24 protein-coding genes and 1 pseudogene are annotated in these 20,274 nt (G+C 64.1%); 14 read left to right on the forward strand and 11 right to left on the reverse strand.

Annotated features, from left to right (window positions below):
* Positions 1-152 precede the first annotated feature (152 nt).
* Entirely contained in the window at positions 153-881 is a 729-nt protein-coding gene (locus ACUXVA_RS05395) for a GyrI-like domain-containing protein (protein ID WP_445491161.1), read from the forward strand.
* Between the two features lie 66 nt (positions 882-947).
* Positions 948-1,649 carry an SIMPL domain-containing protein gene (locus tag ACUXVA_RS05400; RefSeq protein ID WP_265081200.1) on the forward strand — a complete coding sequence of 234 codons (702 nt, stop codon included), beginning with the start codon at positions 948-950 and terminating at the stop codon, positions 1,647-1,649.
* 182 nt (positions 1,650-1,831) lie between these two features.
* On the opposite strand, the gene ACUXVA_RS05405 is transcribed toward ACUXVA_RS05400, so the two are convergent.
* Together ACUXVA_RS05405 and ACUXVA_RS05410 are read right to left on the reverse strand one after the other, a co-directional pair.
* Positions 1,832-2,893: an MBL fold metallo-hydrolase gene (locus tag ACUXVA_RS05405; RefSeq protein ID WP_265081199.1), complete on the reverse strand. Its 1,062-nt coding sequence runs from the start codon at positions 2,891-2,893 to the stop codon at positions 1,832-1,834.
* Positions 2,894-2,992: 99 nt separating this feature from the next.
* On the reverse strand, positions 2,993-3,601 hold the full coding sequence (locus tag ACUXVA_RS05410; protein WP_265081198.1) for an NAD(P)-dependent oxidoreductase: 609 nt from the start codon (positions 3,599-3,601) through the stop codon (positions 2,993-2,995).
* 105 nt (positions 3,602-3,706) lie between these two features.
* Here ACUXVA_RS05410 and ACUXVA_RS05415 point away from each other — a divergent pair, with 105 nt between their 5' ends.
* Positions 3,707-4,081, forward strand: coding sequence for a winged helix-turn-helix transcriptional regulator (locus ACUXVA_RS05415; RefSeq protein ID WP_445491165.1), 375 nt, complete (start codon positions 3,707-3,709; stop codon positions 4,079-4,081).
* Here ACUXVA_RS05415 and ACUXVA_RS05420 read toward each other — a convergent pair whose 3' ends face one another.
* Together ACUXVA_RS05420 and ACUXVA_RS05425 are read right to left on the reverse strand one after the other, a co-directional pair.
* The gene (locus tag ACUXVA_RS05420; protein WP_265081196.1) at positions 4,082-4,492 is read right to left on the reverse strand and encodes a type II toxin-antitoxin system VapC family toxin; all 411 of its coding nucleotides are present in this window, start codon (positions 4,490-4,492) and stop codon (positions 4,082-4,084) included. It lies immediately after the preceding gene.
* Positions 4,493-4,495: 3 nt separating this feature from the next.
* The gene (locus ACUXVA_RS05425) at positions 4,496-4,723 is read right to left on the reverse strand and encodes a prevent-host-death protein (protein WP_265081195.1); all 228 of its coding nucleotides are present in this window, start codon (positions 4,721-4,723) and stop codon (positions 4,496-4,498) included.
* A 261-nt stretch (positions 4,724-4,984) separates the two neighbouring features.
* On the opposite strand from ACUXVA_RS05425, the gene ffh reads away from it, so the two are divergent.
* From ffh to leuC, 6 genes are all read left to right on the forward strand, one after another.
* Positions 4,985-6,502, forward strand: coding sequence for a signal recognition particle protein (ffh, locus tag ACUXVA_RS05430; RefSeq protein ID WP_445491168.1), 1,518 nt, complete (start codon positions 4,985-4,987; stop codon positions 6,500-6,502).
* 47 nt (positions 6,503-6,549) lie between these two features.
* Positions 6,550-6,882: a 30S ribosomal protein S16 gene (gene rpsP / locus ACUXVA_RS05435; RefSeq protein ID WP_265081193.1), complete on the forward strand. Its 333-nt coding sequence runs from the start codon at positions 6,550-6,552 to the stop codon at positions 6,880-6,882.
* Positions 6,883-6,888: 6 nt separating this feature from the next.
* Positions 6,889-7,419: a ribosome maturation factor RimM gene (gene rimM / locus ACUXVA_RS05440; RefSeq protein ID WP_265081192.1), complete on the forward strand. Its 531-nt coding sequence runs from the start codon at positions 6,889-6,891 to the stop codon at positions 7,417-7,419.
* A gap of 204 nt (positions 7,420-7,623) precedes the next feature.
* Positions 7,624-8,382: a tRNA (guanosine(37)-N1)-methyltransferase TrmD gene (gene trmD / locus ACUXVA_RS05445; RefSeq protein ID WP_445491171.1), complete on the forward strand. Its 759-nt coding sequence runs from the start codon at positions 7,624-7,626 to the stop codon at positions 8,380-8,382.
* A gap of 108 nt (positions 8,383-8,490) precedes the next feature.
* Positions 8,491-8,877, forward strand: a complete 387-nt coding sequence (gene rplS / locus ACUXVA_RS05450) for a 50S ribosomal protein L19 (RefSeq protein ID WP_445491173.1) — start codon at positions 8,491-8,493, stop codon at positions 8,875-8,877.
* 386 nt (positions 8,878-9,263) lie between these two features.
* A complete protein-coding gene (gene leuC / locus ACUXVA_RS05455) occupies positions 9,264-10,679 on the forward strand; it encodes a 3-isopropylmalate dehydratase large subunit (protein ID WP_445491175.1) in 1,416 nt (471 codons plus the stop codon).
* 181 nt (positions 10,680-10,860) lie between these two features.
* Here leuC and ACUXVA_RS05460 read toward each other — a convergent pair whose 3' ends face one another.
* The 4 genes from ACUXVA_RS05460 to ACUXVA_RS05475 all read right to left on the reverse strand — a co-directional run bounded on the left by ACUXVA_RS05460 (position 10,861) and on the right by ACUXVA_RS05475 (position 13,031).
* Entirely contained in the window at positions 10,861-11,475 is a 615-nt protein-coding gene (locus ACUXVA_RS05460) for a hypothetical protein (RefSeq protein WP_445491177.1), read from the reverse strand.
* Between the two features lie 148 nt (positions 11,476-11,623).
* Complete coding sequence (locus tag ACUXVA_RS05465) at positions 11,624-12,091, reverse strand: hypothetical protein (RefSeq protein ID WP_265081189.1); 468 nt, start codon at positions 12,089-12,091, stop codon at positions 11,624-11,626.
* A 140-nt stretch (positions 12,092-12,231) separates the two neighbouring features.
* Positions 12,232-12,525, reverse strand: a complete 294-nt coding sequence (locus tag ACUXVA_RS05470; protein WP_265081188.1) for a hypothetical protein — start codon at positions 12,523-12,525, stop codon at positions 12,232-12,234.
* A gap of 182 nt (positions 12,526-12,707) precedes the next feature.
* Positions 12,708-13,031: a hypothetical protein gene (locus ACUXVA_RS05475; protein ID WP_445491180.1), complete on the reverse strand. Its 324-nt coding sequence runs from the start codon at positions 13,029-13,031 to the stop codon at positions 12,708-12,710.
* Between the two features lie 122 nt (positions 13,032-13,153).
* Between ACUXVA_RS05475 and ACUXVA_RS05480 the strand changes: the two genes are divergently transcribed.
* Positions 13,154-13,555, forward strand: coding sequence for a metallopeptidase family protein (locus ACUXVA_RS05480; RefSeq protein WP_445491182.1), 402 nt, complete (start codon positions 13,154-13,156; stop codon positions 13,553-13,555).
* A 71-nt stretch (positions 13,556-13,626) separates the two neighbouring features.
* Entirely contained in the window at positions 13,627-14,232 is a 606-nt protein-coding gene (leuD, locus tag ACUXVA_RS05485; protein ID WP_265081185.1) for a 3-isopropylmalate dehydratase small subunit, read from the forward strand.
* 139 nt (positions 14,233-14,371) lie between these two features.
* Here leuD and ACUXVA_RS05490 read toward each other — a convergent pair.
* Positions 14,372-15,246 (reverse strand): annotated as a pseudogene (locus ACUXVA_RS05490) (HpcH/HpaI aldolase/citrate lyase family protein).
* A 112-nt stretch (positions 15,247-15,358) separates the two neighbouring features.
* Here ACUXVA_RS05490 and ACUXVA_RS05495 point away from each other — a divergent pair.
* Complete coding sequence (locus ACUXVA_RS05495; protein ID WP_265081184.1) at positions 15,359-15,991, forward strand: carbonic anhydrase; 633 nt, start codon at positions 15,359-15,361, stop codon at positions 15,989-15,991.
* A 242-nt stretch (positions 15,992-16,233) separates the two neighbouring features.
* Here ACUXVA_RS05495 and ACUXVA_RS05500 read toward each other — a convergent pair whose 3' ends face one another.
* Positions 16,234-17,268, reverse strand: a complete 1,035-nt coding sequence (locus ACUXVA_RS05500) for an aspartate-semialdehyde dehydrogenase (RefSeq protein ID WP_265081183.1) — start codon at positions 17,266-17,268, stop codon at positions 16,234-16,236.
* A gap of 124 nt (positions 17,269-17,392) precedes the next feature.
* On the opposite strand from ACUXVA_RS05500, the gene ACUXVA_RS05505 reads away from it, so the two are divergent.
* Together ACUXVA_RS05505 and ACUXVA_RS05510 are read left to right on the forward strand one after the other, a co-directional pair.
* The gene (locus ACUXVA_RS05505) at positions 17,393-18,193 is read left to right on the forward strand and encodes a hypothetical protein (RefSeq protein ID WP_265081182.1); all 801 of its coding nucleotides are present in this window, start codon (positions 17,393-17,395) and stop codon (positions 18,191-18,193) included.
* Between the two features lie 180 nt (positions 18,194-18,373).
* A complete protein-coding gene (locus ACUXVA_RS05510) occupies positions 18,374-18,751 on the forward strand; it encodes a hypothetical protein (RefSeq protein WP_265081181.1) in 378 nt (125 codons plus the stop codon).
* Positions 18,752-18,972: 221 nt separating this feature from the next.
* On the opposite strand, the gene leuB is transcribed toward ACUXVA_RS05510, so the two are convergent.
* Positions 18,973-20,085 carry a 3-isopropylmalate dehydrogenase gene (leuB, locus tag ACUXVA_RS05515; protein WP_265081180.1) on the reverse strand — a complete coding sequence of 371 codons (1,113 nt, stop codon included), beginning with the start codon at positions 20,083-20,085 and terminating at the stop codon, positions 18,973-18,975.
* Positions 20,086-20,274: the final 189 nt, after the last annotated feature.

Below are 20,274 nucleotides of genomic sequence, written 5' to 3' on the forward strand. Positions count from 1 at the left end.
TGGCCAGTGCGGCGAATCCGGCCTGCCATTTGACGACGTATTGGCCGATCTCGCATGGGACGAAATGCGGAACTGCGTGTTAACGTATTGCCGGATCGCGCATCGCCAGCGCGTCGGATCTGCCGCATGTTGCGGCGCTGGAGACGATTTGAATGAATGGTTCTCGCTTGTTTCGCCTTGCCATCGCTGCGCTGATCCCGGCCGCGGCGCTGTTGCCGGATCTCGCTCTGGCGCAGGCGCCGCCCGCGACCCCGCCGGCCGCCACCGCTCCCGCAACCCCACCTGAAACGCCCGCGCCGGCAGTGCCTGCCACGCCCGCCCCGGCCACGCCGGCAGCGCCAGCCGCCCCGGCGGCACCGGCCACTCCTCCGGCGTCGACGGCGGCTCCGGTCGTGCCGGCCGTCCCCCCGGTGCAGACCGCCGACCCGTTCGGCGAGGAGATCACCCTGACGCCCAAGGCGGTGCTGACCTTCAACGGCAAGGCCAACTGGGACTCGGCGTTCGACACCCTGATGGATTCGTTCAAGCAGCTCACCGCGCTGCTCGACAAGCAGGGCATCAAGTCATCGGGCAATTCGATGATCGTCTACACCTCCACCGACGACACCGGCTTCACCTTCCTGGCCGAAATCCCGGTCGACCAGGAGCCGAAGAACCTGCCCAAGGCCATGACCATGGGCAAATCGCCCGAAGGCAAGGCGCTGAAGTTCGTGCATCGCGGCTCCTACGACAACATGGACAACACCTATGAGGCGATCACCAATCACCTCGACAACAAGAAGCTGGAAGCCAAGGACACTTTTATCGAGGAATACATCACCGATCCGCTGAAGACCGCGGAGGACAAGCTGGTGATCAACGTCTATGTGCCGTTGAAGTAGCGATGCGACGGACCGCCCTAAAGAAATCGCCATAAAGAAGCCTTGGACAGGTCAGAAGGATCGGGAATGAAACAGCATCTCATTCTCGCCGCACTGGCCGGCACGCTCGCCGTCACCCCCGCACTTGCGCAGGTCATTCCACCGCCGACGATCTCCGTGACAGGCGAAGGCACCGTCTCGGTGCCGCCGGACATGGCTGTCATCGATGGCGGCGTCACGTCGGAAGCGAAGACCGCGCGCGCGGCTTCCGAGGCCAACAACAACGCCATGGGCAAGGTGCTGCTGGAGCTGAAGAGCGCCGGGATCGATCAAAAGGACGTCCAGACCTCGCGGCTGTCGCTGCAGCCGCAATATGCGCAGCAGACAAAGCCCGGCCCCAACGTCGTGACCGGCTATCGTGCCAGCAATCGCGTCACCATCCGGCTGCGTGACGTCACCAAGGTGGCGGCCACCATCGATACGCTGGCGGCCTCCGGCGCCAACGAGATCGGCGGCATCAATTTCATGGTCGAGAAGGCGTCGAAGCTACTCGACGAAGCCCGTGACCAGGCGATCGCCGATGCCCGTCGCAAGGCCGAAATCTACGCCAAGGCGGCAGGGGTCACCCTCGGCGCGCCGGTCAGTATTTCCGAAGAAGGCGGCGGCGCTCCCGCACCGATGATGTACCGCAAGATGGCTGACATGGCGGCTTCGGCGCCGATCGCGCAGGGTGAAGAAACGCTGCGGGTGACGGTCAGCGTTTCCTGGGCCATCAAGCCGGCGCAGTAGTAACATCGGTCTCGTGTCCCGGACGCGGTGCGGCATTCTCAGGCGATGCACTTGCATCGCCGCTATGCCGCACCGCAGATCCGGGATCCAGCTTCCTGCGATAGGGGGCCCCGGATCTGCGGTGCACAACGCCGCAAGAGCGGGGCAGTGCACCGCGTCCGGGGAACGAGCCCTTCGCTAGCCTAAATCTCAAACACCTGCCCGGGCTTCAGCGCGACAAAGCGCTCGCGCGGCACCTCGGCCCCGTCGAGTGCCTGATGCAATCCGGTCACCGGCGCATCGATGGCCTCGTCGGTGAGTTGGAACGTGCCGTGGTGGTGCGCCAGCGCCTGCTCGGCGCCGCAATCCGCCAGCGCCATCACGGCGTCCTCGGGATTCATGTGCTGGTCCTTCATGAACCAGCGCGGCTCGTAGGCGCCGATCGGCAGGATCGCCAGCCGCAGCGGGCCGTGGGTGTCGCGCACCCGCTTGAAATGGGTGCCGTCGCCGTAGCTGGAATCGCAAACGATGTAGAGCTTGCCAGCCGGCGTCTCCAGCACGAAGCTCGCCCACAATGACTTGTTGCGGTCGAACAGCCCGCGCGCGGTCCAGTGCCGCGTCGCCACCAGCGTGACGCCGACGCCGGAACCGAGGTCCACCCGATCGTTCCAGTCGAAGGCATCGACCCGGATACTGGCGTCGTTGCTGCGCATGGTGGCGTCATTGCCGAGCGGCGTGATGAATCGCGGCGCAATCTGCGCATTCAGCTTCGACAGCGTGGGAATATCGAGATGGTCGTAATGGCCATGGGACACCAGCACGACATCGATCTTCGGCAGCGCGTCGAAGGCGATGCCCGGCGCATGGTGCCGCCTGGGGCCGGCAAACGACACCGGTGAGACCCGATCGGACCACACCGGATCGACCAGAATGTTCAGCCCCGCCGTCTGGATGAGCCAGCTTGCATGGCCGACATAGGACAGCCGCGCGCCTGTCGTCACCGCCGACGGCGGCGCATCGGCATGCTGATTCTCGACCCACTCCGGCCAGGCTTCGCGCTTTCGGCCGCCGCCGAACTGCCAGCGCAGCACCTCGCCAAGTTTCTTCGGCGGCACGCCGTCCGGATCGAAGAAGGTCTTGCCGTCGAAATGGTCGGAGACGGGACCATCATAGTTGCTCATGCGGGAGATCCAGGCGGTCGACAGGCCCGCGGTCACGGCGAGCCCGGCCAGCGATGTCAGAAGACGGCGGCGCGTGAGCGGCATGAGGCGAGACAGGTCCATGCGAAACAAGCCACGCCTTGGGGAGGCGCGGCTTGCATCAGATGTAAATGGCCGGCCTGTTTGGCAAGCCGGGCAACGGGTTTAGTAGCCGACCGTGAAGCGCGCGCGGGAATGCGCCGGCTTTTCGATCTCGTCAGCCATGGCGATGGCATAGTCCTCGAACGAAATGCTGCTGCCCTTGTCGTTGGCCAGCAACTGATCGCCGCCGAGCCGGAACTTGCCGGTGCGCTCGCCGGGGATGAACAGCGCTGATGGCGACAGGAAGGTCCAGTCGAGGCTCGGTTCCTTGCGCAGCACATCGAGGAATACGCCACCGGCAGCGGCCTCGGCCTTGTAGATTTCCGGAAACTCCGGGGTATCGATCAGCTTCACGCCGGGCGCGACCTCCAGGCTGCCGGCGCCGCCGACCACCAGATAGCGCGGAACACCAGCCGATTTGACGGCCTCGATCAGCTTGTGCGGGTCGCTGGCGAGGAAATGCACCGAACTGATCACGGCGTCGTGGCCCTTCAGGACCGGCACCAGGGTGGCGGCGTCGTTGGCGTCGGCCTGCACCGGCGTCACCCCGGGCAACGCCGGTGTCTTCGCCGGATTGCGGGAAATAGCCGTCACGTGGTGGCCGCGGCGGCTGAGTTCGGCGAGAATTTGCGAGCCGGCACGGCCGGTGGCGCCGATCAGGGCGATTTTCATTGGATTCTCCATGTAGTAACTATTCGGTACTAGCTATGGAATTTGTTAGCGAGCTGTGAAGAAGGCACCCTCACATAAGCTGGTTACCACCAGGAGACCGCCTTCATGTCGCAGACCCCCAACGCCTATTCGGACAACTGCCCGACCCGCATCGTGCTGGACCGGATCGCCGATAAATGGGCCGTTCTGGTGCTTGGCCTGCTTGGCGACGGACCGGTCCGCTTCAACCGGCTGCGGCGCCAGATCGAGGGCATTTCGCAGAAGATGCTGTCGCAAACCCTGAAAAGCCTGGAGCGCGACGGGCTGGTCAGCCGCAGGGCCATCGCCACCGTGCCGGTGACGGTGGAATATTCCATCACGCCGCTGGGGGCGACCTTGTCGGCCACCGTCGATAGCCTGCGGATCTGGGCCGAAACCCATATCGGGCAGGTTCTGGCCTCGCAGCAGCAATACGACGCGGGTGCAGGCAGGGCGGCCTGATCAGGCTGATATCAACGGCACCGCTTCGGCCGACGCCGCGCGCGCCAGCGCCTGATCCAGCGTCGCCAGCGCGACCTTTTCGCGCTGCGCCAGTTCGAGATAGGCGGCGTCGTAGAAGGTGAGATGGTGGCGGCGAGCCAAATTCAGGATTGCATTTGGATCCGCAATCGGAGCGATTGTGATAGGCAGTTCACCTATCAGGTCCTGGAACTGCGCTGTTTGCTGTAGCGTCGAACGTCCCCGTCGTTCGCCACGCACCAGGACATTGTAAATCTCGAACCACCAGATCCCGGGAACCCGCGCCTCGTGCTTCCTGCCGCGCAGCATCTCAAGGATCGCGGCACTCTCAACGTTGTATTCGTCAGGGAAATGCCAGCTCGCCATGACGGACACGTCGATGACGAGCGGCATCTGCTATTCTCGCCCTTCGTTCTTCCAGGCGATGATTTCTTCTATAGAAGCAGGTTTGACATGCTTGCGAAGTTCAAGAATGCCATCAATGGCGCGATTGGTCCGCGCGATACGGTCTGCCTCAGCCTCGACAGACGGATCGGGATTGATGGTCACGGCATGCCCCCGCGCGACCTCGGCAAACACTTGGCCGATATCGGCTTTTGCTTCGCTTAAACTCACATGTTTCATGGCATTTGCCCTCATGAAGCCCATAATATAACAGTTTTTCGGTCGTTTCGGGAGCCATTCCGGCCTCCCCCACCTCAAAACATTGACTTCCCGGCAGTTTGCCGTATTGATGCCCTCAAATCTCGGAAAGTTCTCTTTTCGACCCGCCGACCGGCCCGTGAGGCCGGAGGTCAACGCCCGACAGCGCGATGCGCCCTCGGGCGCAAAAGTGTTTGGTTACTCGTCCATCATCCGGATGGCGACGCAGGGTGCGATGATCTGATGTTCGACAATCTGTCGGAAAAGCTTGGCGGAATTCTCGACCGGTTGACCGGGCGCGGCGCGCTGTCGGAAGCCGATGTCGATGCCGCCATGCGCGAGGTGCGCCGCGCGCTGCTCGAGGCCGACGTCTCGCTCGACGTGGTCAGCGACTTCGTTGCGCGTGTCCGCGAACAGGCCATCGGCGCCACCGTCGTCAAGTCGGTGACCCCCGGCCAGATGGTCGTCAAGATCGTCCATGACGAGCTGGTCAAGACCCTTGGCGCCGACGGCGAAGGCGGCATCGATCTCGTCGCCGTGCCGCCCGTGGCCATCATGATGGTCGGCCTGCAGGGCTCCGGCAAGACCACCACCACCGCAAAACTCGCCCGCCGCCTGACCCAGCGCGACAAGCGCAAGGTGCTGATGGCCTCGCTCGACATCTATCGCCCGGCGGCGATGGAGCAGCTCGCGGTGCTCGGCCGCGACCTCGACATCCAGACCCTGCCGATCGTTGCCGGCCAGAAGCCCGCCGATATCGCGCGACGTGCGCTGTCGGCCGCAAAACTCGGCGGCTACGACGTGGTGCTGCTCGACACTGCCGGCCGCACCACCCTCGACGAAGACATGATGGCGGAAGCCGCGGAGATCAAAGCCGCCGCCAACCCGCATGAGGTGCTGCTGGTGGCGGATTCGCTGACCGGTCAGGACGCCGTCAATCTGGCGCGCTCGTTCGACCAGCGCGTCGGCCTCACCGGCATCGTGCTGACCCGCGTCGACGGCGACGGCCGCGGCGGCGCGGCGCTGTCGATGCGCGCCGTGACCGGCAAGCCGATCAAGCTGATCGGCACCGGTGAAAAGACCGACGCGCTGGAAGACTTCCACCCCAGCCGCATCGCCGGCCGCATCCTCGGCATGGGCGACGTCGTCTCGCTGGTGGAAAAGGCCGCCGCCCATATCGACGCCGAGAAGGCCGCGCGCACCGCGGAACGCATGCGCAAGGGCCAGTTCGATCTCTCGGACATGCGCGAGCAGCCGATCCAGATGACCAACATGGGCGGCCTCAGCGGCCTGATGGGCATGATGCCCGGCATCGCTAAGCTGAAGAACCAGATCGCCTCCGCCAATCTCGACGACAAGATCGTCAAGCGTCAGATCGCGGTCATCGACTCGATGACGCGGCAGGAACGCAAGAACCCCGACATCCTCAAGGCCAGCCGCAAGAAGCGCATCGCCGCCGGTGCCGGCCTGAAAGTCGAGGAAGTCAACAAGGTGCTGAAAATGCACCGCAACATGGCCGACATGATGAAGGCCATGGGTCAGGGCAAGCGCGGGCCGATGGCCGGCATCGCCCAGGCCATGGGCTTTGGCGGCGGTGGCATGCCCTCGCCGGAGCAGATGAAGGCGATGGCCGAGAAGATGCCCGGCGGACTGCCGCAGGGCATGCCGTCGCTGCCCAAGGAATTTCCGGGTCTCGGAGGACTCGGCAAGCCGACGCTTCCGGGCCTCGGCGGTTTTCCCGGTTTCGGGAAAAAGAAATAAGCGTTTCCAATCACTCACATTCAAACGAACACACTCAGGAGAATCCCATGTCCGTCGTCATCCGTCTTGCCCGTGCCGGCACCAAGAAGCGTCCCGTCTATCACGTCGTCGTCGCCGACTCGCGCTTCCCCCGCGATGGTCGCTTCATCGAGCGTCTCGGCTACTTCAACCCGCTGCTGGCCAAGGACAACGACCTGCGCCTGAAGCTCGACATGGAGAAGGTCAAGACCTGGCTCGCCAAGGGCGCGCAGCCCTCGGATCGCGTCGCGCGCTTCCTCGATGCCGCCGGCGTTGCCAAGCGCGAAGCCCGCAACAATCCGGAAAAGGCCGTGCCCCGCAAGGAGCGCAAGGCCGCTGCCGAAGCCGCTGCCAAGAAGTAAGGGCTGATGCCCGCCGCACAGATCTGCGTCGCGCGCATCGGCGCGCCGCATGGCATCCGCGGCGCGGTCAAGCTCTGGACGTTTACCGAAGATCCGCTGACCGTGATGACTTACGGCCAGCTCAAGACCAAAGATGGCGGCCGCACCTTCGAAGTGGCCACCGCCCGCGAGGGCAAGGGCCATCTGGTGGCGACCTTCAAGGGCGTCAGCAGCCGCGAGGACGCTGAACGCCTCAACGGCATCGAACTGTACATCCCGCGCGACCGGCTGCCCGAGACCGACGATGACGAATATTACCATGCCGATCTGATCGGGCTGGCGGCTGTCGATGCAGCGGATGCACCGATCGGCCGCGTCATCGCCATCCACGATTTCGGCGCCGGCACCATCATCGAGATCGCCCCGCCCGAGGGCAACACCTTGATGCTGCCGTTCACCAATGCGGTGGTGCCGACCGTCGACCTGAAGGCCGGCAAGGTCATCATCGAACTGCCCGGCGAGATCGACGGCGATTCGCCGGACGAGGCGGAAGGGTAGAACTCTCGTGTCCCGGACGCGGTGCGGCATGGCGATGCGCAGCATCGCATGCTGCTCCGCAGATCCGGGATCCCGGTTTCCAGAACGAGCTGGACCCGGATTAGCAGCGCACTACGCCGCTGCGCGACGTATTGCGCAGCATCCGGGGCACAAGGCCGGCGCCTCACCGTTTGACGCTCTCGCCGAGACACGCCATGGAAAGCGATGACCTCCACCCACACCCCCATATGGCGCGCCACCGTGCTGACCTTGTTTCCCGAGATGTTTCCCGGGCCGCTGGGCATCAGCCTGGCCGGCCGTGCACTGGCCTCCGGCCTGTGGACGCTGGAAGCCCGCGACATCCGGGCCTCCGCCACTGATCGCCATCGCAGCGTCGACGACACCCCGGCCGGCGGCGGGCCGGGGATGGTGCTGCGCGCCGACGTGCTGGCGGCGGCGATCGATGCCACAGGTTTGCCGCAAGACCATCCTCGGCTGGTGATGAGCCCGCGCGGTCGGCCATTGACCCAGGCGCGGGTGGCGGAACTGGCCGCCGGACCGGGACCGTTGATCGTCTGCGGTCGCTTCGAGGGCATCGACCAGCGTGTCATCGACGCCCGCGGTCTCGAGGAAGTCTCGATTGGCGATTACGTGCTGTCCGGCGGCGAAATTGCCGCCATGACCGTGATCGACGCCTGTGTGCGGCTCTTGCCCGGCGTGATGGGCAAACTCGAATCCGGGACCGACGAGAGCTTTTCCGACGGTCTGCTGGAATACCCGCAATATACCCGGCCGCAAATCTTCGAAGACCGCGGGATTCCGGAGGTATTGGCCTCCGGTGACCACGCCAAGGTTGCCAAATGGCGGCGTGCCGAGGCGGAAAGACTGACCGAAAGCCGCAGGCCTGATCTTTGGGCGGCACGTCCGATTGCGCCAGAATCGGGCAAAAAACGAAAACCACCAAAAATCACGACGGACGGGTGACAACCGCTTTGGTTTCCCGTATAGCAGCGCCAAATCCGTGCAATGGCAGGGTATGAGTTTCGAGCGCAGCCCGCGCGACGTCTGGGCGCGCCGCCGATGGAGATTTCGATGAACCTGATTCAGACGCTCGAAAAAGAGCAATACGACAAGCTGATCGCCGGCAAGACCATTCCGGAGTTCGGTCCCGGCGATACCGTCATCGTCAACGTGAAAGTTGTCGAAGGCGAGCGTTCGCGCGTGCAGGCCTATGAAGGCGTCTGCATCGGCCGCAACGGCGGCGGGCTCAACGAGAGCTTCACCGTCCGCAAGATTTCCTACGGCGAAGGCGTCGAGCGCGTTTTCCCGGTGATGTCCCCGATGATCGACTCGATCAAGGTTGTGCGTCGCGGCAAGGTGCGTCGCGCCAAGCTGTATTACCTGCGCAACCTGCGCGGCAAGTCGGCCCGCATCGTCGAGAAGAAGACCGAGCGCCCGGTCGCTGCGGCTGCCAAGTAACTTCCGAAACTACCTCGAAATCATCGCGTCGCTGCATTGATTTGGTACAGAAAGCGTGGCGCAAGCCGCGCTTTTTTGTTGGCTGCGTGGGGCTGACTGCGGAGCTCCCAATCACCCCTCGGCATTGGCGTAACCGCCCGCGGGTGCTATATGGTTGGAATGTTTCCAGACCTGTACCAGCGCGCTGCCCGCATCGTGATCGACGATCACTGCCGGCTGCCGGGAAGATTCTTCGGGCGTTTCACGACGTCGATCGCCGCCGAACTTCGAAAGCTCTGACGCTGTCCGTCTAGCCGCCGCTTTTTCAGCGCGTGCCTCGCCGCCATACGGCAACCACCTTGCGCGACACACCCGCTGGCTCACCCATCCTTTCGAGGCTTGATCCAATGACCGACTCCGCAAAACCGACCACCCTGTACGACAAGATCTGGAACGACCATCTGGTGCATGAGGCCGATGACGGCACCTGCCTGCTCTACATCGATCGCCACCTGGTCCATGAAGTGACTTCGCCGCAGGCCTTCGAGGGGCTGCGCACCGCAGGCCGCAAGGTCCACGCCCCCGAGAAGACGCTGGCCGTGGTCGACCATAACGTGCCGACCACCGATCGCTCGAAGCCCAATCCGGATCCGGAGAGCACCGAGCAGATCGCGACGCTGGCGGAGAACGTCCGCGAATTCGGCATCGAATATTACAACGAATTCGACAAGCGCCAGGGCATCGTCCACGTCATCGGCCCCGAGCAGGGCTTCACCCTGCCGGGCACCACGATCGTTTGCGGCGACAGCCACACCTCGACCCACGGCGCATTCGGTGCGCTGGCCCATGGCATCGGCACCTCCGAAGTGGAGCACGTGCTGGCGACCCAGACGCTGATCCAGAAGAAGGCGAAGAACATGCGCGTCACCGTCGACGGCGCGCTGCCGGACGGCGTCACCGGCAAGGACATCATCCTGGCGATCATCGGCGAGATCGGCACGGCCGGCGGCACCGGCTATGTGCTGGAATATGCCGGCGAGGCGATCCGCGCGCTGTCGATGGAAGGCCGCATGACCGTCTGCAACATGTCGATCGAGGGCGGCGCCCGCGCCGGGCTGATCGCGCCGGACGAGAAGGCCTACGCATTCCTAAAGGGCCGTCCGATGTCGCCGAAGGACGCCATGTGGGACGAAGCCCAGCGCTATTGGGAAACCCTGCGTTCCGATGAAGGCGCGTTCTTCGATCACGAATTGCGCCTCGACGCAGCCAGGCTGCCACCCATCGTGACCTGGGGCACGAGCCCTGAGGACGTCATCTCGATCAGCGGCAAGGTGCCTGATCCTGCCGAGATCGCCGACGAGGCAAAGCGCCTCTCCAAGGAACGCGCGCTGGCCTATATGGGCCTGGTCGCGGGCACGAAGATCACCGACATCAAACTCGACCGCATCTTCATCGGCTCCTGCACCAATGGCCGCATCGAGGATCTGCGCGCCGCCGCCAAGGTCGTCGAAGGCAAGACGGTGAACGGGAATGTCAGCGCCATGATCGTGCCGGGCTCAGGTCTGGTGAAGGAGCAGGCGGAAGCCGAAGGCCTCGACAAGATCTTCCTCAAGGCGGGCTTCGAATGGCGCGAGCCGGGCTGCTCCATGTGCCTGGCGATGAACCCGGACAAGTTGTCGCCGGAAGAGCGCTGCGCCTCGACCTCGAACCGCAACTTCGAGGGACGTCAGGGCCACAAGGGCCGCACCCATCTGGTGTCGCCGGCGATGGCTGCGGCCGCAGCGATCGCCGGACACTTCGTCGATATCAGGGAGTGGCGCTGAGGCGACGCCTTACACGCTCCTCATACGCGAACTGTCGTCCCCGCGTATGCGGGGACCCAGTAAACGCGATCTTGAGACTTTATTCCCGACGACAACGTTTACTCGATCGCCCGGTCCTGTCGCGCAATTGCGCGCAGGGCGGGCGATGACAGCTGCGTTGTTTGGTTACGGCGACGGTTAGCTACCAATACACATTGAAGCGCCGGTGATGGTGCCGCCAGTGATGGCGTACCCACGGGCGATGGCGACAGATTTTTCGCGGTCCGTAGTAGGTCATCACGATCCGACAGAAGCGGCGCGGATGATAGTAACGGGGCCCGTAGTAGACCGGCGCATAGCCGTAGTAGCGCGGGCGGAAGTGATGCCGGCGAGAACCATAGTAGGGCGCGGGTGCATAGACATGGCGCCGCGCGATGAACGGCGCGCCGTAGCGCAGGCCGCCGCCATGGAAACCGTGGCCGTGCCGGAAGCCGCCGCCGTGAAAGGCCGGACCGGCGCGAAAGGACGGCGCAGCCCTGAACCCGCCGCCCCCACCGTGGAATGCCGGTGCTCCGCCGCGGAATCCACCGCCACCATGAAAGCCACCTCCGCCGCCGTGGAAACCGCCACCGCCATGGTGACCGCCGAAACGGATCTGCGTCGTCAACGCGTCTGGCGCCTGCCGTGCGGCCGGCGATCCACCCGCGCCGATCGGCGACAGCGCCTGCGCCGCAGGCGCGGCTGATATCACAAAGGCGGCTGCTGCAGCCGCGCCGAACGCGCGCACCAGCCCACGCCTGACGATTCGCATGTTCATCATCGAGGTTCCTCCCAACGGCCGAGATTGTGCCCTTGGGAAAGGGCTACCGAAGCCGAGGTGAATGCATCATGAATGCTGCGACGGCCGAAACGAAATGGGCGCCCGATGGGCGCCCGTTGATGTTTACGTGAGTGACGAGGTCCTGCTACCAGCCGCCGAAGCCGAGACCAAATCCGACACGGAGCGGTCCGCCACCGAAGCCATATCCGCCGCCGTAACCGTAGGCGCCATAGGCATAGCTGCGATACGGGCGATAGCCGCCGTAACCATACGGCCGCGGGCCATAGAACGAGCTGCCGTAATAGGCCGGCCGGGCATAACCATAGGATCCGTAGTACGGGGAGCCGCTATAATATGTCGGGCCGACATAGGAGCGATAGTAAGGACGCGCGTAACCGTAGCGTGGACCGTAGTAGCGCGAATGGTAGCCGTGGTGCCTGTGGTGATGGTGCCGGCGGCGCGCGCTGACATCGGTGGCCTTGGTTGCCTTCGACTTGCTGGCAGCGTCGGCTTTTTGCTGCGCTTGCGGCGCCGCATTCGCCGATCCGGCTGTCAGACCGCCGCTCAAACTGACCGTTGCCGCGATGAAGGCTGCGCCAATCCAGGTTTTCATGTCTGTCCTCGTCGTCGTTGGTGACATCTCATATAATTCACATAATGCATTTCGCCGCATATCGTTTCCGCGACAACGCGACGCGCGGCACAGTGCAACGGGCCCGCAAGCGGGCCCGTTGGTGTTCGATCGTGAGTCGATCAATAGCGGAAATGACGGCGGTGATGCGGACGGCCGTGATGCCAGCCGTGGTGCCGACGGATCACGGGCGGGCGGTGCCAGCCATGGTGACGACGGTAGCCGTGATGCGGGCGATAGCCGTGGTGATGACGCCGATACTGCACCTCGGTGGTGAGTTTTTCACCGGCACCATTCTGCACGGCTGCGGCAACACCGGGGCTACCGAGCGACATCGCGCTGGCCTGCTGCGCCGGGGCCGTCACGAACAGCAGTCCCGCGACGGCAAACAAGCCGAAAATCTTTTTCACGTTCATGTGGTGTCGCTCCTTCGTTGGGCATCATTGCAGTGTTGTTTCATCGCCCGTGAAGCAACGCTAGGTCGCCGGACGTGAATACAAAGTGAATGGCTGATGCGACAACAAGATGCGGGATGTTCTGTCGCAGCGACGGAACAAATCGACGCGATCGTGAATGCGAGTCGGCGGACCGAGACGATTTAGCCCGGACGCCAGAAGCAGTTCATGCGCGGAACGATGACCGTGCCGCTCGGGCGGAACTCCTGCACATAAGTGGCAGTGCAATCGCGCACGGCGTTGGGCCCGGGATTGTAGCGCGGGGAAACATCAGGCCTGCCATCGTTGCGATAGATCCGCACCCGCGCGCGCGGCCTTCGGCTTTGCGCCGGGAGTTCCGCCTGCTGCGCCTGCGCCAGGCGCGGCGCTGCGGTCTGGGCCTGCGCCGAGGCTGACGGCAGCGATGCCATCGCCAGCGATCCCGTCGCCATCGCAAACCCGATCATTGCTGCTGTAAGCCGCATCATAACGCCCCGAACCGAACCCATTCGGAGGGCAAAGTCCCCGATTGTCGCCCCGCCGTCAACCGCATCCGCCGGCCGGAAACCCGGCTTTTGCGCAATCCGCCGCGATCTCCTAAGAAGACGGCATGTGGCCGTCAGCAAGATCCCCGACCCTCGCCGAAATGGAAGAGATGGCGCACGACATGTTCGCGCGCCTGCCCCAGACCTTTCGCGCGCTGTGCGAGGGTGTGATCATCCGGGTCGACGACTTTCCCACCGAGGAGGTGCTGGAAGAGATGCAGGCCGAGACCGAATTCGACCTGCTCGGCCTGTTCCAGGGCGTCGGCCTGCCGTTCCAGAGCCACGACAACACCGGGCAGCCGCCCAACATGATCTGGCTGTATCGCCGGCCGATCCTGGATTACTGGGCCGAACACGACGAGACCCTGGGCCATATCGTCCGCCATGTCCTGATCCACGAGATCGGCCACCATTTCGGCCTGTCGGATGACGACATGGAGGCCATCGAGGCGCAGGTGAAGGACTAGCCCTGCGCAAATCGGCCTTGGACCCCAGCCCCGATCGGGCTAAAACGCCACCTCAATCTGGGAAAACGCTCATGGAAAAGTTCACCACGCTGGAAGGCGTCGCCGCGCCGATGAAGGTGATCAATGTCGACACCGATATGATCATCCCGAAACAGTACCTGAAGACAATCAAGCGCACCGGTCTCGGCAAGGGCCTGTTTTCCGAAGCGCGCTACAAGGACGACGGCAGCGAGAACCCGGACTTCATCCTCAACAAGCCGGCCTATCGCAACGCCAGGATCCTGGTCGCCGGCGACAATTTCGGCTGCGGCTCGAGCCGTGAGCACGCGCCCTGGGCGCTGCTCGACTTCGGCATCCGCTGCGTGATCTCGACCTCGTTCGGCGACATCTTCTACAATAACTGCTTCAAGAACGGCGTGCTGCCGATCCGCGTCTCCCAGGACGACCTCGACAAGCTGTTCGACGACGCCGAGCGCGGCGCCAACGCCACCGTCTCCATCGATCTGGCGGCCCAGGAAATCCGCGGCCCCGACGGCGGCACGGTGCATTTCGAGATCGACGCGTTCCGCAAGCACTGCATGCTCAACGGCCTCGACGACATCGGCCTGACCAAGGAAAAGCAGACCTCCATCGACGCCTACGAAGCCAAGGCGAAGACCGAACGCGCCTGGGCGTAAGCACCGAACGCGGGATGGGTTGAGCGCTTGCGAAACCCATCCCGCTATTGACTGCTGCGATGGGTTTCGCGGAGTTTATCATCGGGCGCGCTTCGCGCGACCCGTTGGCTCACCCCATCCTACGGCAGCAATGTCCTCGTCACCCCATGGCCGCGATCGCATCCGCAATCGCGATGGTGCGCTTGGCCATCTCGGCGTGCAGCCGCTCCACCATCTTGCCGTCAAGCTGAATAGCGCCGCGCGAGGCGTTTTCCGGCTGTGCGAAGGCCGCGAGGATGCGACGCGCCTGCGCCACTTCGTCGTCCGGCGGCGTAAAGATCCGGTTGCAGGCCTCGATCTGGCCGGGATGGATCAGCGTCTTGCCGTCGAAGCCAAGGTCGCGGCCCTGGGCGGCTTCTTCGGCAAAGCCCTCGGCATCGCCGATGCCGCTATAAGGGCCATCGAGGATGTCGAGGCCGTACAACCGTGACGCCAGCACGCAATGGGTGATCATCGGCAGCATGGCCGCGCGGCCGGGCCGCATCGCGATGCGGGTCTCGCGGGCGATGTCGTTGGGGCCGAACACGAAGCCGGCCAGCCGCATCTCGGAATCCTTCGAACACGCCGCCAGTTCCTCACAATGCAGGATGGCGCGCGAGGTCTCGATCATCGCCCAGACCTTGATCGCCATGTCGGCATTGATGTCGCTGAGCCGGTCGGCGATCGCCGACAAATCCTCCACGCTGGACACCTTGGGCACCAGGATGCCGTCGGGCCTGACCTTGCCGGCCATGGTCACGTCGTCGATCCACCAGGGGAATCCAGCGCGTTGATGCGGATAATCACCTCGCGCTTGCCGAAGCCGCGGGCGGCAACCGCCGCGGCGATGTTGTCGCGCGCGGCGGCCTTGGCGTCCGGCGCCACTGCGTCCTCGAGGTCGAGGATGACGCCGTCCACCGGCAGGGTGCGGGCCTTTTCCAGCGCACGCGGGTTCGATCCCGGCATGAACAGCAGACTGCGGCGCGGACGGATCATGGCGTTCTTCCCTCGGTTTATGGCCATGCCGCGATAACATTTCGGCCGGCGGCCCGAAAGGCTTGTTCGCGGCTGCGTCCTATGGTGAATCGGGGCAACCCATGAGGTACCCATGACCTTCCCAGCGAACCTGATCTCCGGCTACCAGACCTTCACCGCGCAGCGGCTGCCCACCGAGCAGTCGCGCTATCGCGAACTGTCGGAGCGCGGGCAGTCCCCGGAAGTGATGGTGATCGGCTGTTGCGATTCACGCGTGTCACCGGAGGTCATCTTCGACGCCAGCCCCGGTGAACTCTTTGTGGTGCGCAACATCGCCAACCTTGTGCCGGTGTATCAGCCCGACGGCGGCGCCCACGGCGTTTCGGCGGCGCTGGAATATGCCGTTCAGGTGCTGAAGGTGAAGCACATCGTGGTGCTCGGCCACGCACAATGCGGCGGCATCCGCGCCTTCGTCGACAACGCCGCGCCGCTATCGCCCGGCGATTTCATCGGGCGCTGGATGTCGATGTTCATCAAGCCCGGTGAGAAGGTCGAGATCCGCGGCCATGAGACCATGACGGATTTTGCCACCCGCATCGAAAAGGCCGCGGTGATGCGCAGCCTGGAAAATCTGCTGACCTTCCCGTTCGTCAAATCCGCCATCATCCGCGGCGAGCTGCAGCTGCACGGCGCCTATTTCGGCGTCGCGGTGGGCTCGCTGTCGGTGCTGGATCAGGAAGCGAAGGAATTCGTGTCGGTGAGGTAACTTCACCCTCCCCTGGAGGGGGAGGGTCGACGTGCGGCACGCGAAGCGTGATGCGCGTCGGGGTGGGGTGAAGCTCCGATCGCAGTCCGAACCAATGGTCAAAGAAGCGGGCAGAGCAGGAGGAGAGACCATCGTCTCACCGAGGCGCTGTCACCCCACCCCGCTCGCTGCCGGCTCCGCCGGCAACAAACGACCCTCCCCCTCTCGCGCAGCTTCGCTGCGCTAAGGGGAGGGTAAGCAAGTTACGCCGCTTTCTTCTTCGCGCTGATCAGCTTGCGGTTGATCAGGCATTCCGCGATCTGGATCGCGTTGAGCGCCGCACCCTTGCGCAGGTTGTCGGACACGCACCACAGCACCAGGCCGTTTTCCACCGTGTTGTCCTCACGGATGCGGCTGATGTAGGTGGCGTCCTCGCCGGCGGATTCATAGGGCGTGACGTAGCCGCCGGGCTCACGCTTGTCGATCACCAGGCAACCCGGCGCGTTGCGCAGGATGTCGCGGGCTTCATCGGCCGAGATCGGGTTCTCGAATTCGATGTTGACCGCTTCGGAGTGGCCGACGAACACCGGCACGCGCACGCAGGTCGCGGTCAGCCTGATTTTGGGATCAAGAATCTTCTTGGTCTCCATCATCATCTTCCACTCTTCCTTGGTGAAGCCGTCTTCCATGAACACGTCGATCTGCGGGATGACGTTGAAGGCGATCCGCTTCGGGAATTTGGTGTTGACCAGTTCGCTGTTGGTGTAGACGGCCTTGGTCTGCGAGAACAATTCGTCCATCGCTTCCTTGCCGGCGCCCGACACCGACTGATAGGTCGAGACCACCACGCGCTTGATCACAGCCTTGTCGTGCAGCGGCTTCAGCGCCACCACCAGCTGCGCGGTCGAGCAGTTCGGATTGGCGATGATGCCCTTCTTGGTGAAGCCGGCAACCGCGTCGGCGTTCACCTCCGGCACGATCAGCGGCACGTCCGGATCCATCCGCCACTGCGACGAATTGTCGATCACCACGGCGCCGGCCGCGGCGATCTTCGGCGACCATTCCTTGGACACGGCGCCGCCGGCCGACATCAGGCAGATGTCGACGTCGCTGAAGTCGTAATGCTCCAGCGCTTTGCATTTCAGGGTACGGTCGCCATAGGACACTTCGACGCCCATGCTGCGGCGGGAGGCCAGCGCCACCACCTCGTCAGCGGGGAATTTACGTTCGTCCAGGATGTTGAGCATTTCACGCCCGACATTGCCGGTCGCTCCGACCAGCGCGACTTTGTAACCCATCGTTCACTCTCCGAAGAAAAATGCTTCGCCCCCGCTCACAGCGGAAAGGGAAGAGGCAGCGCTTCTATGCGAAAAACGCGAGCAAGACAACTTCCGACGATTTCGCGCCCACCTGTGTGTTCTGATGCGTTCAATTCCAGCCGAACATCGTGCCCGCCATGCCGGCATCCACCCGGCCTTGCAGAGCTTTGCCGACGACTGCCAGCGCACCATCGTGCACTTGGTGGCCTATATGGGGGGCCTGGCCTTCCTTGTCATCGTCGCCGTCACCCTGTTCGACCGCATCGAACTGGAGACGCCCACGGAGCCGGCCCGGACAGGCTGGAGCGTGGCTGCGCGTTCGCATCCGGCTTTTGCCGTCAGCCAGTTCGATTCTTCTGGCAAAACAGAGACTTACGAAATCCTTCGGCATCCGGATGGCGGCCGCAAGGATATCCTGCGCTGGGCCGCCCCCCATGAAAGGCCGATTGCCGAGCTGGAATTGTACCGCCCCGGCGCCGAGGCCAGCGCTGACGGGCCGCCGGCCGCCGCCGTTGCCGCCCGCATGGACCCCGACGGCACCAGGGAAATCGCCGGTGAAGGCATCGTCGACAGCAAGTTCGGCCCGGTGTCGCTGTTCGGCTTCGCCGATCGCATGAATGACGTCCAGCGCTGCCTCGGCTTCATGAAAAACCTCGACACCGCCAACCTGCGGATTTCCGGCTGGTCCTGCCAGGGCGACAGCCTGCCGGCGCGCCGCGCCGCCATCGCCTGCACCCTCAATCGGCTGATCCTGCTGACCGCCGGCGGTGACCCGAAACTGGCGGAATTGTTCGCCCACGCCGAACTCAAGCGCGGCAGTTGCTCCACCGGGTCGGCGCTGAGCGCGACCTCTGCCGACTGGGTCACCGGCGCCCAAAATCCGCTGCTGCGCGGCAGTTTGTGAACATCGAAGCGCCCGATCAGGCTCAAGCCTCTGGTCCTGATGCAACATTCCGCCGCGGCGGGCATTATGTGATGGGGTGTGGCCGGATTGACCTTGTGGCCCTATACCTGCGGCAGCTAAACTGGCAGCAAATCAGGGTGCGCCGCATCGCTCGCCCCACCTGACGCCCATGAGGATGTAATGACCGTGAAATTCCCCGCCGCGAAGACGATTGCAAAGCTGCTCGCGGCGATCGCCGTGGTTGCGGTGGGCCTTGGCGCCACCCAGGCCGATGCCGCCAAGCGCAAATATGACGACCGCGGTCGCCCGATTGCCTACGGCCGCAGCGGCCCCAACACCTCCTACATGTCCGGTCCGCGTACCCGCGTGTTCGTGACCAAGCGGTCCTGGCTCGATGCCGGCGTCGAAGTGCTGCCCGGCGACCGCAAGTTCAGCGATTACGCCTTCCCGCCGGGCTACTCCTTCGCCCGCGAAAACCTGAACCGCCCGACCGACCGCCAGCCCTTGAATTCGCAGTGGGATCTCGGCGGCTATCCGGAGCGCTTCCCGCTGTACTGAGCGCAGCAACATCGATTGACGAAAAATGCCCGGCTGAGCCGGGCATTTTTATTTGCGTGCGCCAAAAGCACCAGCATCGTCATCCTGAGGCGCTCGCCGCCTTCGGCGAGCCTCGAAGGATGCGGCCACCGGTGTCGGCGCTCCATCCTTCGAGGCGCGCAAGAGCGCGCTCCTCAGGATGACGTCGGAGATAGCGGCGGGAACGACTGCGGAGGCGCGACTTACCCGTGCAGCGCCTGCAGCTCGGCCAGCAGTGCCTCGCCCATTTGCGCCGTGCTGACCGTCGCGGATCCCGCAGTTGCGATATCCGCCGTGCGCAGGCCCTTGGCCAGCACCGCGGCGATGGCTTCATCGACCTTGTCGGCGAGCTCACCGAGTTCCAACGAATAGCGCAGCGCCATGCCGAACGAGGCGATCATGGCCAGCGGATTGGCCTTGCCGGTGCCTGCGATATCCGGTGCCGAGCCGTGCACCGGCTCATACATCGCCTTGCGTTTACCGGTCTTGGCATTGACTTCGCCGAGCGAGGCCGACGGCAGCATGCCCAATGACCCCGTCAGCATCGCCGCGATGTCGGAGAGCATGTCGCCGAACAGATTGTCGGTGACGATGACGTCGAACTGCTTCGGCCATTTCACCAGGTTCATGCCGCCGGAATCCGCGAGCTGGTGCTCGAGCTTGACGTCCGTGTATTCACGGCCGTGCACCTGCGTCACCACCTCGTTCCACAACACGCCGGATTTCATGACGTTGCGCTTTTCCATCGACGTCACCTTGTTCTGACGCTTGCGCGCCAGATCGAAAGCGACGCGCGCGATGCGCTCGATCTCGTAGGTGTCGTAGACTTGGGTATCGATGGCGCGCTTCTGGCCGTTGCCGAGATCGGTGATGGTCTTCGGCTCGCCGAAATACACGCCGCCGGTCAGCTCGCGCACGATCATGATGTCGAGGCCCTCGACGATCTCGCGCTTCAGGCTCGATGAATCCGCCAGCGCCGGATAGCACACTGCCGGCCGCAGGTTGGCGAACAGGCCGAGATCCTTGCGCAGGCGCAGCAGGCCGGCCTCGGGGCGCGCCTCATAGGGCACGGCGTCCCATTTCGGTCCGCCCACGGCGCCGAAGATAATGGCATCGGCGGCTTCCGCCCGGGCCATCGTGGCATCCGTGATGGCCAGCTTGTCGGCGTCATAGGCGGCGCCGCCCACCAGGCCGTCTTCGGTGGTGAAATGCGCGATGCCCTGGGCGTCGATCCAGTCGATCAGCCGCTTCACCTCCGCCATCACTTCGGGGCCGATGCCGTCGCCGGGGAGAAGCAGCAGTTTGTGGGTCGCCATGGTCGATATCCCTGAAATTTCTTGATGCGCGCGGAGTGCTAAAGCGCCATTGCACGGTTGGCAAGACAGCGTTGCCGGTTCGCTGCCTTGCAGTGTGCGGCGCACAGCCGACAGACTGCGGCGAAGCCGGAGTTTCCCTTGACAGTCCGCGTCCAGTCGCCTTCGCCCGCATCCCCCGCCGGGTTGATC

The sequence above is a fragment of the Rhodopseudomonas sp. RCAM05734 genome (assembly GCF_052658035.1).